The 13,909-nt window shown below is 35.1% G+C and carries 14 protein-coding genes; 4 read left to right on the top strand and 10 right to left on the bottom strand.

The window, feature by feature from the left end; genetic code table 11:
• Positions 1–116: 116 nt before the first annotated feature.
• Positions 117–674 carry an RNA polymerase sigma factor gene (locus VB264_RS18180; protein WP_309921773.1) on the bottom strand — a complete coding sequence of 186 codons (558 nt, stop codon included), beginning with the start codon at positions 672–674 and terminating at the stop codon, positions 117–119.
• A gap of 155 nt (positions 675–829) precedes the next feature.
• Between VB264_RS18180 and VB264_RS18175 the strand changes: the two genes are divergently transcribed.
• Together VB264_RS18175 and VB264_RS18170 are read left to right on the top strand one after the other, a co-directional pair.
• Positions 830–1,699 carry an AraC family transcriptional regulator gene (locus VB264_RS18175; protein ID WP_309921777.1) on the top strand — a complete coding sequence of 290 codons (870 nt, stop codon included), beginning with the start codon at positions 830–832 and terminating at the stop codon, positions 1,697–1,699.
• 144 nt (positions 1,700–1,843) lie between these two features.
• The gene (locus VB264_RS18170) at positions 1,844–3,127 is read left to right on the top strand and encodes a metallophosphoesterase (protein WP_323251603.1); all 1,284 of its coding nucleotides are present in this window, start codon (positions 1,844–1,846) and stop codon (positions 3,125–3,127) included.
• A gap of 93 nt (positions 3,128–3,220) precedes the next feature.
• Here the strand turns inward: VB264_RS18170 and VB264_RS18165 are convergent, their stop codons facing one another.
• The 5 genes from VB264_RS18165 to VB264_RS18145 all read right to left on the bottom strand — a co-directional run bounded on the left by VB264_RS18165 (position 3,221) and on the right by VB264_RS18145 (position 8,901).
• The gene (locus VB264_RS18165) at positions 3,221–4,051 is read right to left on the bottom strand and encodes a DUF2490 domain-containing protein (RefSeq protein WP_323251600.1); all 831 of its coding nucleotides are present in this window, start codon (positions 4,049–4,051) and stop codon (positions 3,221–3,223) included.
• Between the two features lie 99 nt (positions 4,052–4,150).
• Complete coding sequence (locus tag VB264_RS18160) at positions 4,151–5,605, bottom strand: inorganic phosphate transporter (protein WP_323251598.1); 1,455 nt, start codon at positions 5,603–5,605, stop codon at positions 4,151–4,153.
• Positions 5,606–5,867: 262 nt separating this feature from the next.
• Complete coding sequence (locus VB264_RS18155; RefSeq protein ID WP_323251596.1) at positions 5,868–6,860, bottom strand: VWA domain-containing protein; 993 nt, start codon at positions 6,858–6,860, stop codon at positions 5,868–5,870.
• 20 nt (positions 6,861–6,880) lie between these two features.
• Positions 6,881–7,987, bottom strand: a complete 1,107-nt coding sequence (locus tag VB264_RS18150) for a hypothetical protein (RefSeq protein ID WP_323251594.1) — start codon at positions 7,985–7,987, stop codon at positions 6,881–6,883.
• Positions 7,988–8,034: 47 nt separating this feature from the next.
• On the bottom strand, positions 8,035–8,901 hold the full coding sequence (locus VB264_RS18145; RefSeq protein ID WP_323251592.1) for a DUF58 domain-containing protein: 867 nt from the start codon (positions 8,899–8,901) through the stop codon (positions 8,035–8,037).
• A gap of 109 nt (positions 8,902–9,010) precedes the next feature.
• Between VB264_RS18145 and VB264_RS18140 the strand changes: the two genes are divergently transcribed.
• Positions 9,011–9,409 carry a DUF4296 domain-containing protein gene (locus VB264_RS18140; protein WP_323251590.1) on the top strand — a complete coding sequence of 133 codons (399 nt, stop codon included), beginning with the start codon at positions 9,011–9,013 and terminating at the stop codon, positions 9,407–9,409.
• Complete coding sequence (locus VB264_RS18135; RefSeq protein ID WP_323251663.1) at positions 9,409–10,740, top strand: DUF58 domain-containing protein; 1,332 nt, start codon at positions 9,409–9,411, stop codon at positions 10,738–10,740. Before VB264_RS18140 ends, VB264_RS18135 begins: the two co-directional genes overlap by 1 nt.
• Positions 10,741–10,934: 194 nt before the next feature.
• Here the strand turns inward: VB264_RS18135 and VB264_RS18130 are convergent, their stop codons facing one another.
• The 4 genes from VB264_RS18130 to VB264_RS18115 all read right to left on the bottom strand — a co-directional run.
• Positions 10,935–11,750 carry an anti-sigma factor gene (locus tag VB264_RS18130; RefSeq protein ID WP_323251588.1) on the bottom strand — a complete coding sequence of 272 codons (816 nt, stop codon included), beginning with the start codon at positions 11,748–11,750 and terminating at the stop codon, positions 10,935–10,937.
• Between the two features lie 83 nt (positions 11,751–11,833).
• Positions 11,834–12,421, bottom strand: coding sequence for an RNA polymerase sigma factor (locus VB264_RS18125; protein WP_323251586.1), 588 nt, complete (start codon positions 12,419–12,421; stop codon positions 11,834–11,836).
• A gap of 439 nt (positions 12,422–12,860) precedes the next feature.
• Positions 12,861–13,415, bottom strand: a complete 555-nt coding sequence (locus VB264_RS18120; protein WP_323251584.1) for a fasciclin domain-containing protein — start codon at positions 13,413–13,415, stop codon at positions 12,861–12,863.
• 305 nt (positions 13,416–13,720) lie between these two features.
• Positions 13,721–13,909, bottom strand: a 189-nt coding sequence (locus tag VB264_RS18115) for a hypothetical protein (protein WP_323248583.1), incomplete at its 5' end; no start/stop codon positions are given.

Below are 13,909 nucleotides of genomic sequence, written 5' to 3'. Positions count from 1 at the left end.
AAGGATAACGTAGGCTTTAAATGAAAGATAAGAGGGAAAAGGGGGTAAATATTCTGAAATAACGTACCTGTGTACTATTTTTAGTAATACTTTAAAATAAATAGATAAGTAGTATATTACTGAGTCATGGCAATTCTTAAGGTTTCTACGCCTCTGTGAATATTGTTATTAACAGACTGATAGTTAATTGACATTTTAGTGGCAATTTCTTGATTGCCCATTTTATCAAAATAACGCATCTTTAAAGCCTGTGAGACTCTAGTTGGCAACGATAACAGTGCTTTTTCAAGTTTAATAAACATCTCTTCTCGCTCTTCATTTTCATGAATATAAGAAAAATGATACTTTTCAAGCTGATGGGCAAGCTCAGAAATATTATCAAAAGGAACGCCAGTTCTCGATTCAGTAATTTTCCTGACCAAATCATGACGCAACGAAGTTTTTAAATAAGGTTCAATATTATCAGTATCAGCAAGATTATGTTTTCTAAGCCATAAGTTTACGAATAAATCCTGTACGGTGTCTCTTACAAGCTCTATGTCTTGTGTTATTTTACTACCATAATTGACTAAAATTTTATGATTTAATTTATAAATCAAGTGAAAAGCCTGCTGGTCTCCTTTCTTAAATCTTTGCCAAAGCTCGAAATTATCGTAATGCGGACGCTTAATCATCTTTAAATCTATTTTTATTACAATAAATTATAAAAAAACTTCATTACAAAGTGAAGGTTTTTTTCTTACATAAACTTTTCCGTTATTAGTACATTTTGATACTATATTAGCATTAATTTTGAGCGACGCCGTGATTCGGTAATAATTTACATACCATGAAGCCATTATTTAGAAAAGTTCAGGTAATGCCCGAGCAATCATTCAATGTTAACAAGGATTTTGTTCCCTATTTTTATAATCATTGGCATTATCACCCTGAAATTGAAATAGTATATATTTTTGAAGGAACTGGAACACTTTTAGTAGGGAATGGTGTAAGAAGTTTCCGTGAAAACGATTTGATTATCATTGGTCCTAATGTACCTCACTTTTTTAGAAGTGACCCACATTATTTTGAACAAAATTCTACTTTAATGTCTCGTTCAATCGTGATTCACTTCAACCCAAATTTTTGGGGTGATGGCTTCATGAAAATACCAGAATCGATATTATTAAACGAATTATTTCAAAAGGCCAAAAAGGGATTGCTCATCGGCGGAGGTGCACGTGAAAAAGTAGGCGTTTTGATGGAAGAAATGTTAAACACCACTGGCATAGATAAAGTAATTCAGTTATTGAGTATTCTAAGCTATATAGCTAATGCAGAAGATGTAGTCGATTTATCAAAAACAGAATTTAACGTTTCGTTGGATGAATATAACACAAGGAGAATAGACATGATTTATTCTTTTTCATTGAACAACTTTGCCCGCGAAATTACTTTAGAAGAAGTAGCCGAGGTGGCTAATATCAGCGTAAATTCATTTTGCCGATATTTTAAAACCCATACCCGCAAAACATATTTTCAGTTTTTACAGGAACTAAGGATAGGGCATGCCTGTAAACTATTGGCAGGCGAAAAACTAAGTATATCGCAAGTGGCTTTTGAAAGTGGCTTTAATAATCTTTCACATTTCAATCGCTCGTTCAAATCATTGATGCAAATGAAACCACAGGCTTACCAAAGATTATATAGGAAAAAGTAAATAATAGGGTAAAAAATTACCGTTTATCATAAAAATAATGCCGTCCAGAACCCAGACTTACCGAATATCGTTTAGTTTAAAAGTGGAAATCCCTCTACTTCAATCATTTAATGCTCTTTCTGTTATATAATAGCCCTTACTTCAATGAATAAATTAATTATTATTCCAATTTTATCAATGATTCTCTTGTTGATTGATTGGTATGTTTGGCAAGCCGTAAAAGTTTCCGTTCAAAATACCTCCGCTAATACTCAGAACATTGTTAAATATGTTTTTTGGGCATTTACTGCTATCAGCATGTTGGGATTGTGGCTTTATAATTTTACACCACCCGAATGGCTAGGTAAAAACCTTAGAACCATTATTATGGTAGGTGTTTTTATCAGTTACATTTCCAAAATTTTTGTAGTACTCTTTTTATTGATTGACGATATTATTAGATTATTCCGTTTGGTGATTTCTAAATTTACAGGTTCTTCAGAAGCTACTCCTACTACTACCACAACCGATACCCCTTCTGTATTAAATACGCCTATTACTAGGAGTGAATTTTTAATGAAGACTGCTGTTATTGCGGGCACAGTTCCTGCATTAGCACTAACATGGGGTATTATCTCAGGTGCACATGATTATAGAATAAGAAGAGTAAAGCTAGCGTTGAAAAACTTACCAAAGGAGTTTGATGGTATGACGATAGCCCAAATTTCAGATATACACTCAGGTTCTTTTTTTAATCGGGTAGCTGTAAAAGGTGGCGTGGAGATGTTGATGAAAGAAAAACCTGATGTGGTTTTCTTTACTGGCGATTTGGTGAATAATCTTGCCAGTGAAGTGCAAGAGTATATTGATATTTTCAATAAAGTAAAAGCACCTTTGGGAGTTTATAGTACCTTGGGAAATCATGATTATGCAGATTATGTAAATTGGGGGCATGATTTTAAGGCTAAACAAAAAAACCTGACAGATTTAATGCATGCTCATAAAGTATTAGGCTACGATTTGCTGATGGACGAAAATAGATTTATTGAGCAAGGTGGTGAAAAATTAGCGATTATTGGCGTGCAAAATATCAGTGGACAAAATCGTTTTCATACTTATGGTAATCTATCAAAAGCAGTAAAAGGCACGGAAGAAGCGCCTGTGAAACTATTGCTATCTCACGACCCAACCCACTGGGATAAAGAAGTAAACACAAAGTATAAAGATATTGATGTAATGTTCTCTGGACATACGCACGGTACTCAATTCGGGATTACAGTGGCAGGACAAACTTGGACGCCCGCGCAGTATGTTTATAAACAATGGGGAGGATTATATCAAGAAGAAGACCAACAATTGTACGTAAACCGCGGATATGGTTATATTGGTTATCCGGGTAGAGTAGGGATGCCTCCAGAGATTACGGTATTTGAACTAAAAAGAGCTTAATATAGTAACGTAAAAAATCATCAAAAAAGTGGTCGAAATTAGTTTTTCGACCGCTTTTTTGATGATTTTATATTAAAAATGACTCATATTTCATTACTTCTTGAACAATTGCTCAAAATTACTCACAGCTAAATTTAGTTGAAGAATATTATTGACATCAACATTGTTCTTCGCACTGTTATTAAACTTAAATATCGTTTGTTGCATATAACCTGCTTCAACAGCCAAAAACTTATTGAATTTATATCCAAGTCCAATTAATACACGGTTTTGGTCTAATAAATTAGTATTACCTACTTGTTCTCCAGTATTGATAAACAATTCATTATAAGTCTGCGCATATAATGTTTTATCATCCATTTTAGCATGATTTATCGGCACAGTTACCTTTATCTGATAGCGAAAACGCTCTTTATAAGTAGTCGTTGAGAAATCGCCACCATATATAAAGCTTTTATCATTAACTGCCTGATTTTTTCCGAACCAACGAAATTCATATCGTAGCCTGTGGTCAATGCGTACTCTTCCCAGATTTTGTGTTAACATTACTTGTGGTGAAACACGGATTTCAGAAAAGAAAGCCGAAGGGGCGCCTTCTGCGAAACGATTAGAGCCAATCCAGCCCAAAGGCATCAATGAAAAACGAACATTAGGGTTAAACTGATAATGTACCCAAGGACGAAAAACGTGTTGATTGAGGTTGTTGTAAGGGTTTCCTGTGGTGGTAGCAGCATTATAGTCACCCTGCATATCTTCACGACGATGTTGATTCTCTAATTGCCAAGTAAATTTCCCAGCTATTTTTCCCGAGATATTGATGTCTGTCCAGCCATTCGAGATATGATAATATTGCCTTGGACTTTGGGAAAAGGATGTGTTTAACATGGTCAGCAATAGGATTGCCGACAATAAAAAGTTTTTCATTAGGATTTTCTATATTGGTAGTTGGGGTACTCGAAATGCTGTAATCAAAAAGAGATGTGATAGAACAAGGCTCTACCACATCTCCTTTTTTTTAATGTATTATCCGATAATAGTACGGAGTAAATAGAATATTGTGGCAGAAACCAAAATGGTAACAGGCAATGTAAGTACCCAAGCCATTACGATGCTTTTTACAGTGCCACCTTGTAGGTTTTTAATACCTTTTGATGCCACCATTGAACCTGCGATACCCGAAGAAAGTACGTGTGTGGTAGATACAGGCCATTTATATAAAGTAGATAAGGCAATAGTAAACGAAGCAACTAATTCAGCAGAAGCACCTTGTGCATAAGACAAATGTTGTTTCCCGATTTTCTCACCAACAGTTACTACAATACGTTTCCAGCCAATCATTGTTCCTAAGCCTAATGAAAGTGCAATCATCCACATTACCCAAGTAGGGGCAAAATCTGTTAAAGAAGATAAGCCACTTGAAGAAGTACCAAATGTAAAGAATGCAGGAGCTGAACCAGCAGTAGCTTTTTTCAAAGCATCTCTATCGTCTTTGCTCAACGTAACAGCATCACTTTCAGTCAATTTTTTAGAATATTTGTTGATAGAAAGAACATCTTTACGAATCTCTAATTTTTTATCAACAGATAAATTATTGTTTGTAAGTGTTTTATCATCTAAAATAACAATTAAGCCATTCGTAGCATTAATGATTTTATGGTATCCTTCTTTTTCAGTAGCCGATAATTTTGTTGTATCTATTTTAGTAACTATCTGTTGCACAGTGCTTACTTCAGCATGTAATTTAAAAGGATCAACATCTGTATTAATCGCAAAGTATCCCGGTAAGAAAGCAATCAAAATCATCATTACCAAACCAATACCTTTTTGTCCGTCATTACGACCATGGAAAAAACTTACCAATGTACAAGTAGTAAATAATACAGCACGAATCCACATTGGTGGAGGAGTATCTTTTTTAGGCTCTTTAAAAATATCTTTATTAGAAATACCTTTCTTCATAAGGTACATCAACACAATAGCCACTGCAAAACCAAATAATGGAGATAATAAGAGGGCTCTACCAATTTCAACAGCTTTGTCCCAGTTAACTGTTTCTAAACCAGCCTTATTTTCAGGAAGCAATGCATAACCTACACCAATACCAATAATAGAACCAATTAAAGTATGCGAAGAAGAAGCAGGAATACCAAAATACCAAGTTCCTAAGTTCCAAAGAATAGCGGTACTTAACATTGCTATGGCAGTTGCCATGGAGTGATAAACGTTGGGGTCGATGAGTAGCTCTGTGGGAAGCAAACCGATAATTGACATAGTAACACCCACACCGCCAGTAAGTAAGCCTAAGAAATTCATTAAACCAGACCAAACTACTGCTTGTGTTGGTTTTAACGAATTGGTGTAGATTACTGTAGCTACAGCATTAGCTGTATCGTGAAAGCCATTGACAAACTCAAAAGCACAAGCCAAAAACAAACACAGGAAAAGTAAAATGAATAGAGACGTGTCTAATCCGAACATTATTTTATTGATTTGAAGAGCAAAGAATTGCCCTAATGTTAACTTGAAAATTTACAGAAACTTTGGGTTATTAAGTAAGTTTTCAAGTATCGTGGTTTTTCATATTGGTAATTTCGCCACAAAGGTATAAATACTTAGTTATCGGAATGTTAAGGAATTATTAAATCTAAGAGAGATAGTGTTTAAATACAATTTTTTAGATTTATTGTAGTTTTTGTTGGATTTTATTGCAGGGGAATGAATGAAACAATACTGAATTATTTTAATCTTCTAGAATATTACCCATGAAGGTGTTTTTGAAAGCGAATGATAAAAGTAAAAAGGCAATAGACCAACGTAAATAGGCATGATAAAAATCACGTACATTTCGCATTTTATTTTGTTTGATTTCTACCTTTTCTAAAAGGTTAATTTCTTCAAAAATTGTTTCTAACGACTTCGCATCTTTTGCCCTAAAGAATTTGCCTTCACTTACTTTCGCAATTTCACGAAGCGTACCTTCATCTACTTTTTCAGTTGTATTTTTATTGCTTCCTACGGCAATAGTATACACACGAATGCTAAAGGCCTTGGCTAATAAGGCGGAGGTTACTGGGTCTAGGTTACCAGATGTATTATCACCGTCAGAAATAAGGATGGCAACTTTACTTTTTGATTCTATTTCTCTCAAACGATTGATGCACATTCCTAAGGCATTTCCGATGGCGGTACCTGAGGTTTGGATAAGTTGAGAGGAAATTTCATCTACATATTCATCCAACATTTCATAGTCCGTCGTTAGGGGGCATAAGGAGTAAGGCTCACCCGAAAAGATTACCATACCAATTCTATCATGCAATCTGCCCGCAATAAACTTTTTGGCTACTTTTTTAGCCACTGCTAGTCTGGATGGCGGAATATCTTTGCTATCCATTGATTTAGAAATATCCAACGCAAGCATAATATCGATACCTTCTGAAAACTCTTCCGTTTCGGAAATAACTTTTTGTGGACGAGCCAACGCCAAAAGCATCGTAACAATAGATAGCATTAAAAAAATGGCAGGAATAAAACGTAAATAACTTATCCAGTTAGATTGAATATCGTTAGCAGGGAAAGAAATGTTTAATTTTTGGATAGCGCCACCACGAAGCCAACTCCTCAGTATGAAAAGCAATGGAATAACGGCTAATCCATACAGAAAAAAAGGGTGTGCCCAATCAAAACCTAAAAGGGTAGAGGGTAAAAACCAATATTTTGAAAACCAATCTTGCATAAAAATGTAATTCGTTCAAGTTAAGAACTTTGCACCAGAACTTTTCGATGTTTTCGATAAAGAGTCTCTGCCAGTTCTTGAAGAATATCCAATGAGGAGGCTGTTTTTTTAGAATAAATACCTCCATACACTGTAGCATCAATTTCTCTGAGTGCCTCAGACAAACGAATGTCTTGTAAATTATCTAGAATCTCTTTCGTCGTAAAAGTAGTAAAGGGCTTACTTTCTAGGCGTTCCACATATTTTTTCCAGAGAATTACCGCTTTTTCAACATTTTCTAATCCTTTTTTCTGGTCGTCAGTTGCTCGGCTTAATCTTTGAAAACTCCTTTGATACTCATCATATCGTCGCTTGAATTGAAAGAGTTTAATCTGTCTTTTGATAGGAGTACCAAAAAACCAAAACGTCAGAACACCTAAAAAACTTAGCCCAATAATAAATAGAAATATTAAGGGATAATTAGGCTGTTGCGATAAAAAGATAATATTGGTGTCCTTTTTTAAGGATAGCGTATCCATTTGTCCACTCTCAGCAATTGTACCTTTTAGACGAACATAATCCATAGGGGCAAATACACTCGTACAGTCCAGTTGCTCTTTTACAAAAATAGGTAAGCTAAGTTCTTGAACAGGGGTTACTTCAAACGAAATAAGGGTATAAATGGCACTATCCAGACTACCTTTGTCATCCGTAATAGTTGGAAAGTATTCTCGAGAAACTAATTCGAAAGGTGCATAATTGAACGTAGAATCTGGAAAGAAAATATCTGCCGTTGGCTTGTGTCGATAACTCAATGCATATTTTATGGGTAAGCCTACTTTCAAACTCTCGCTCATGAATTTCCCTCTAGGCAATTTCCAGTAAGTATTCTGAGCTTTTATCTGAGTGATTAGAAGACAGCATGTAAGACACAAGACGTAAGATACAGGACGTAAGCCCCAAGACTTTGTGTAAGGTTTGGGTGTTAAGACATAGGATTTAAGATGTAGGATATAAAACTTAATAGCATTAATACCAAAGTTGAACCTATGCTGAAACACCTGTAAAGTTTTGAAAACTTTGCAGGCAACAGTAATCTTTGATATTTCTTTTAATGAATCTGTGAAGTTAATGTTTGAATGCTTCATTAAAAAAGGGTTCATACTGAGTTTTACAACCAATGGGTTTGTATAATCTACTTTCTTACTTTGAATAATTTTATTAGTTTAGGTACATAATCTTCCGAAGCATCAATGGCTAAATAATTAGCCCTATGTTGTTTACAAACCTGTTCTACTTGTTGAGAGTTTTTATCGAAAAGTATTTTCATCCGATTTCTAAACCAACTAGAAGAAGCATTTACCCATATCGTTTTGCGTGTTTCAGTATCATACACTGGAATAATGCCCAAACGAGGCAAATTGGTTTCTCGCTGGTCGTATAAATGAATAACGATTAAATCGTGTTTACGCGCCAACGCTTTGAGATTTTCTTCATAACCAGTATCAATAAAATCAGAAACTAGAATAACCAAACTCCTTCGTTTTAATACATTCAGCGTAAACAAAATCATCTTTTTCAGATTCGTCCCCGTCGATTCCGTTTTTAGCTTAAATAATTCTAAAATCGTTTGATAACCATGTTTTAGCGTATTGGCAGGTTTGATATATTTTTCTTTTTGGTCAGAAAAGCATAGTAGACCCACATGACTGGCCTCTTTAATAGCCGAGAGTGCCAAGACACCACAAATTTCTTTGGTAGTATCTAATTTAGAACGGTCGGTTCGGCCTACATCTTGCGAGGCACTTACATCAACTACAAAAAAAACGGATTGTTCTTTTTCTTCTTTAAAGATTTTGACATACGTTCCATGCCCTTTGGCAGAAGTATTCCAGTCAATCAAGCGAACATCATCGCCGTATTGATATTGTCGTAAATCGCTAAATTCTAGACCAGAGCCTTTGAAGATAGAATGAAAATTTCCCCGCATCTGTGAAGTAACAGCCTTGCGGATTTTAATTTCATATTTATAAAGCTTGGCTAAAAATTCGTTGGGAGTCATTTATTATTATCATTCGTTGAAGCGTGCTTCAAACAAAAATCATTTCATAATTTTACTTAAAAAACTTTTACAAGTTTAAAACTAGCCAAATTCCCTGTAAATTTGAAATATGAGATTAATAATTCTGTTGATAGCAACTTTGTTGATAGCTTGCGGTTCGGAAGATAAGCCCGCAAACTTGATTGAACAAGATAAGATGGCAAAAATCTTGGCTGACATTCATGAAGCCGAAGCTAGTGTAAATAATATGCACTTGGGTAGCCAAGACTCTTCTTTGTTGGTGTATCAACGCCTACGCTGGAAAGTCATGAAAAAGCACCAAACTGATACTGCAACGTTTAATGTAAGCTTAAAGTATTATATATTAAACCCGAAGGTTTTTAAAAATATTTATGAAGAGGTAAAAATAGAACTAGAAGATAGACGCAAGGCCGTGAATTCTCCTAAGCTAACACCTGTTGATACGTTAAAAAAAGCACCCGTTAATCATCCCGTGAAACAAATATGATACATTTTTTCAAGTCCTTGTATATTGCTAAAGTAGTATATTACTTTATTGTCGGGATTGTCTTTTTGTTTGTATTGGCTTTTGTATTCCCTTTTTTATTGGGTATTACACAGCTGTTTTTTATGGTGTTGATATTAATGCTATTAGTAGATAGCATTATTTTATATAAAACTAAAAAAGGTATTCTCTGCGAAAGAAACGTTCCTGAGAGGCTTTCAAATGGCGATGAAAACCCAATTGCTATTTTTATAGAAAACCGTTATAGCTTTTCAATCCTACTAGAAATCATCGATGAAATTCCTTTTCAATTTCAGAAACGAGATTTACTATTTAACACGACATTAAAATCGTCGGAAAAGCAAATTATTGAATATCAACTACGCCCGACTAAAAGAGGAGAGTATAGTTTTGGTGCGGTGAATGTATATGTAAAAAGCCCTATCCGTTTATTAAAGCGTCGGTATCAGTTTTCTAATGAAAAAATGGTGGCTGTATATCCTTCTTTTCTACAAATGCGGGCTTATGAATTAATGGCGATATCCAATAGGCTTACTGAATTAGGTATCAAAAAAATCCGAAGAATTGGGCAAAGTCAAGAATTTGAACAAATCAGACAATACGTTCAGGGAGATGATATACGCAATATCAATTGGAAAGCTACGGCTCGTCGGAACGATATAATGGTCAATGCTTACCAAGAAGAAAAGTCACAGAACGTATATTGCTTGATAGATAAAGGAAGGGTAATGCAGATGCCCTTTGATGGCCTATCGTTGTTAGACTATGCCATTAATGCAACGCTGATTTTATCCAACATTGCCATTAACAAACAAGATAAGGCGGGCGTGATTACTTTTTCAGATAGGATTGGACAGATTTTAGCGGCAGATAAAAGGGGGGGGCAGATGACTAAAATCTTGGAATTACTGTATAAACAAAAAACAAGGTTTCTGGAGACCGACTATGAAGCTTTATACATTTATGCTAAAACGCATATTCGCCAGCGAAGTTTACTATTGTTGTACACTAATTTTGAAACGGTAACGTCTATGCGGAGGCAATTACCTTATTTTAGAAAACTTGCCAAAGACCACTTGTTAATGGTTATTTTTTTCGAGAATACAGAATTAAAAACCTTGTTGGATAAGCCAGCAGTAACCACCGAAGAAATATATCACAAAACGATTGCAGAAAAATACTTTTATGAAAAACAGCAAATAGTCCGTGAATTAGGGCAGTATGGTATTCAGGCATTATTAACGCCTCCTCAAAATCTCACAGTAAATACTGTAAACAAATACCTTGAACTTAAATCAAGAGGAATAATATAGAGGATTCGAGTATCGGATTTCGGGTCTCAGGTATTAATTAGTTCGATGAAAAATAAATATATAAAAAAGCCTAAAAGTGAATTTTAAACACTTTTAGGCTTTTATATTGATAATTAAGTAGTGTATATAAATATTTAAACTTCAGCGGAAGACCGCTCTCAATCACAACGGCGGAGCATTCCTTACTCACAACTCTAAACAGCTCCCATTACATAAATAGCTCCTTTAGGCCCTGCCTCCGTAGTACTACCACCAGTGTTCTCCAATGAAATAGCAAAGGCTGCGGCTGTCGAGAATGACCTCATTTTTATCAACATCGAATTCCCATCAATCATCCCTGCATCAACAGGTTTGCCGTCAACAATCGCCCAAAGCTGATATTGTTTTCCAGTAGGAGCGGTTGGTAATTTGAGCCCAGATAAATATACCGATTCTCTCGTTTGGTCAAAATACACCACGGCGCTAGCAGTTGGAAAATCTTTCTGACCTGCTAAGGGAATAATTTTGACATAAGGACTTTGCAAAATAGCTACTTCTTCTTGATAATTAGCTTTTAAGGTTTGCCCTTCATGTGCTAAAATTTGATTCTGAGACTCCAAAGCAAGGACTTTCTCTTCAGAATTTCGCCAATTAGTAAAGAACCAAACATTTCCTGCAATACTTAGGGCTAAAAGCACCCATGATGCTGCCATTTGCCAAGTATTATTTGTCCTCAAGGGCTTAATATTACTTTCAGATTCTTTAGGCAATGGTAATTCAAGGGACGGTTTTCCAGTATTAGTTTGTTCTATCGAAAGGGCTTCCATTACGCTATTCTTAAGAGTAGCAGGAGGTTCTTGTTCAAATTGAAGAGCATAATTTTCAAGCGTACCCTGTAAGGCCATCAGTTCCATCTGAAGGGCAGGATACTCTTCCACGAGGCGTTCTACCTCCGCGGATTCCGCAGGGCTGGTAACTCCTAGCAAGTAGCTTTCCAAAATACCCGATTCTATGTATTCTTGAATGTTCATTTTTATAAATGTTGATCGTGGTTGATTTCTGTGAAAGATTGATTTCTGATTGACTTGTGTTGAGCAATCATTAAATCGTTCGATTACAAATCAAAAAATCCAGTAAGGAATATCAATCCAAATTGAACAAAATACTGCCTTAGTTGTGTAATGGCAGATTTCACTCTTGTTTTAACGGTTCCCAACGGAATACCGAATTCTTCAGCAACCTCGGCTTGAGTATACCCTTTGAAATAAAGTAAATCAATAATTTGTTGATGCTCAGGCTTTAGGTATTCTACTACCTTTTTTACCCCAATAGCATCAATATCAAATTGACTTCCCCCTTGGTTATCGATGAAATTTACATGTTCATCAATATCGTGGTTTTTCTGCGAATTTTGGAATTCTTGTGAACGAATTCTATCAATGGCTGTATTTCTAGCCACATTCAGAATCCATGTAAATAATGTTCCTTTGGTACGATTATAAGCTTCAATATTTCGCCAAATCTTCACAAAGGTGTCTTGCATGACGTCAGCGGCTACCTCTTCTGAGCGAACTATCTTCAGAATAACGCCGTAAAGTGCTGATGAGTAATTATCATACAAGATGGAGAATCCTCGCTCATCCTGACTTTGCAGTAAGGCAACGAGCGCTTCTTCAGCTATAATGGTTTTGCGTTTAGACATGAGTGTTTGCTTCTCAATGAATGTAAGATGATGTGAAGAATAACTTTGCTTAATATAACAACAAAATAGTAGTTATGTTTAAGGAAGTTTTTTCATACTTTACCTTCTTATAAAAGGGCTTAATAAAGATAATGGGTTTATTTCAATATTCTATGATTGAAATAATGTGTGTTTATGAAATTAATCTAACGGTTTAATAATCATTCATTTATATGAAAATTTTTTGCGAGACAATAATACATTACTGTTTTACACTTACTTAAATAATTAGAAAGACAGCGTGGATAATTAGGAAGACGAGTGAAGAGAAATAAGCATTTTGAAAACAAAGGACTTCCAAAAAGGAAGCCCTTTGTACATTACCCATTATTAAACCACACCTGTCTATTAGGCGTGAAGAAAGTATTCATAACTAACTTCATACCTTTTGGATAAGGGATTACATTTTGGGTAATACCACGGCATCCAACACATGAATTACACCATTCGACTGATAGACATCATATGTGCTAATGTTTGACGTGCCTCCATTTTCATCTTTTAACATGATATTATGAGGACCATTCATCATTGCATATAATTTGCCACCACTCACAGTGTTTAATGTAGCAGTTCCGTTGCTGGCCTTAATAGCTTTTGCGATTGCATTGAAGTCTAACTTGCCCGCTACAACATGGTACGTTAAAACTTTCACTAAGGTTGCTTTGTTCTCTGGTTTTAATAAATTTTCTACTGTTCCCGCAGGTAAATCTTCAAAAGCGTCGTTTACAGGAGCAAAAACTGTGAAGGGTCCTTTCGTTTGAAGAGTGCCTACTAAATCGGCTGCTTTTACTGCGGCCACTAAAGTAGTATGGACTTTAGAATTAACTGCATTTTGAACAATGTTCTTGGCGGGGAACATTGCCTCTTGACCTACAGTAACATTTTGAGCTTTTGATGTGAATGCGGTAGCACTACAATAAGCTATTCCTAATACTAATATTAACTTTTTCATTTTAACTGGCGGTTGATTAAGTTATTGTTTTTAAACATTTCTAAACAGATTTACGCAAGCAATAGCGTTTTGGATTTGAAGCTGTTTAAACTTTCCGTTTCTAAGGTGAAAGTATTGTATTTTTGAATTGATTTTTTCAAAATTTGCGAAGCATAGCATCGCTACGTTAAGTAAATTTTGGAACAAGCTATTGTAAAAGACTTAGTTTAACCCGAAAGGAAAAGTTTAAACAGCTTCTTTATTAAAGCACTTAAAAAACAAAAAGAGGCTGTCCCAAAAGGATAGCCTCTTTTTAATGGTCAATTTTATAGAACGCTATAATTTTCCATTCCTAATTTTCTAAAGTCGAATTTGAAGAATTCTAAATATTTTAAGAGACTTTGATTATTCACAAAGCAAATCAATACCCTATTATTCTTCAATTTTTGAGTAAGGTGTCCAGTCCATTTTCTAAAATTATGCCCAAGAGCCATCAAGCCAAACTCGATATTGAC

It is taken from the genome of Arcicella aquatica, assembly GCF_034928825.1.
Lineage (GTDB): Bacteria > Bacteroidota > Bacteroidia > Cytophagales > Spirosomataceae > Arcicella > Arcicella aquatica.
Note: the sequence above shows the minus strand (reverse complement) of the source record. Positions and strands in the feature narration are given on the sequence as shown.

What these genes read in the sequence shown, in the direction of transcription:
- VB264_RS18180 (WP_309921773.1), bottom strand. Translation starts at nt 674, where the DNA reads ATGATTAAGCGTCCGCATTACGATAATTTCGAGCTTTGGCAAAGATTT.
- VB264_RS18175 (WP_309921777.1), top strand. Translation starts at nt 830, where the DNA reads ATGAAGCCATTATTTAGAAAAGTTCAGGTAATGCCCGAGCAATCATTC.
- VB264_RS18170 (WP_323251603.1), top strand. Translation starts at nt 1,844, where the DNA reads ATGAATAAATTAATTATTATTCCAATTTTATCAATGATTCTCTTGTTG.
- VB264_RS18165 (WP_323251600.1), bottom strand. Translation starts at nt 4,051, where the DNA reads ATGAAAAACTTTTTATTGTCGGCAATCCTATTGCTGACCATGTTAAAC.
- VB264_RS18160 (WP_323251598.1), bottom strand. Translation starts at nt 5,605, where the DNA reads ATGTTCGGATTAGACACGTCTCTATTCATTTTACTTTTCCTGTGTTTG.
- VB264_RS18155 (WP_323251596.1), bottom strand. Translation starts at nt 6,860, where the DNA reads ATGCAAGATTGGTTTTCAAAATATTGGTTTTTACCCTCTACCCTTTTA.
- VB264_RS18150 (WP_323251594.1), bottom strand. Translation starts at nt 7,987, where the DNA reads ATGAAGCATTCAAACATTAACTTCACAGATTCATTAAAAGAAATATCA.
- VB264_RS18145 (WP_323251592.1), bottom strand. Translation starts at nt 8,901, where the DNA reads ATGACTCCCAACGAATTTTTAGCCAAGCTTTATAAATATGAAATTAAA.
- VB264_RS18140 (WP_323251590.1), top strand. Translation starts at nt 9,011, where the DNA reads ATGAGATTAATAATTCTGTTGATAGCAACTTTGTTGATAGCTTGCGGT.
- VB264_RS18130 (WP_323251588.1), bottom strand. Translation starts at nt 11,750, where the DNA reads ATGAACATTCAAGAATACATAGAATCGGGTATTTTGGAAAGCTACTTG.
- VB264_RS18125 (WP_323251586.1), bottom strand. Translation starts at nt 12,421, where the DNA reads ATGTCTAAACGCAAAACCATTATAGCTGAAGAAGCGCTCGTTGCCTTA.
- VB264_RS18120 (WP_323251584.1), bottom strand. Translation starts at nt 13,415, where the DNA reads ATGAAAAAGTTAATATTAGTATTAGGAATAGCTTATTGTAGTGCTACC.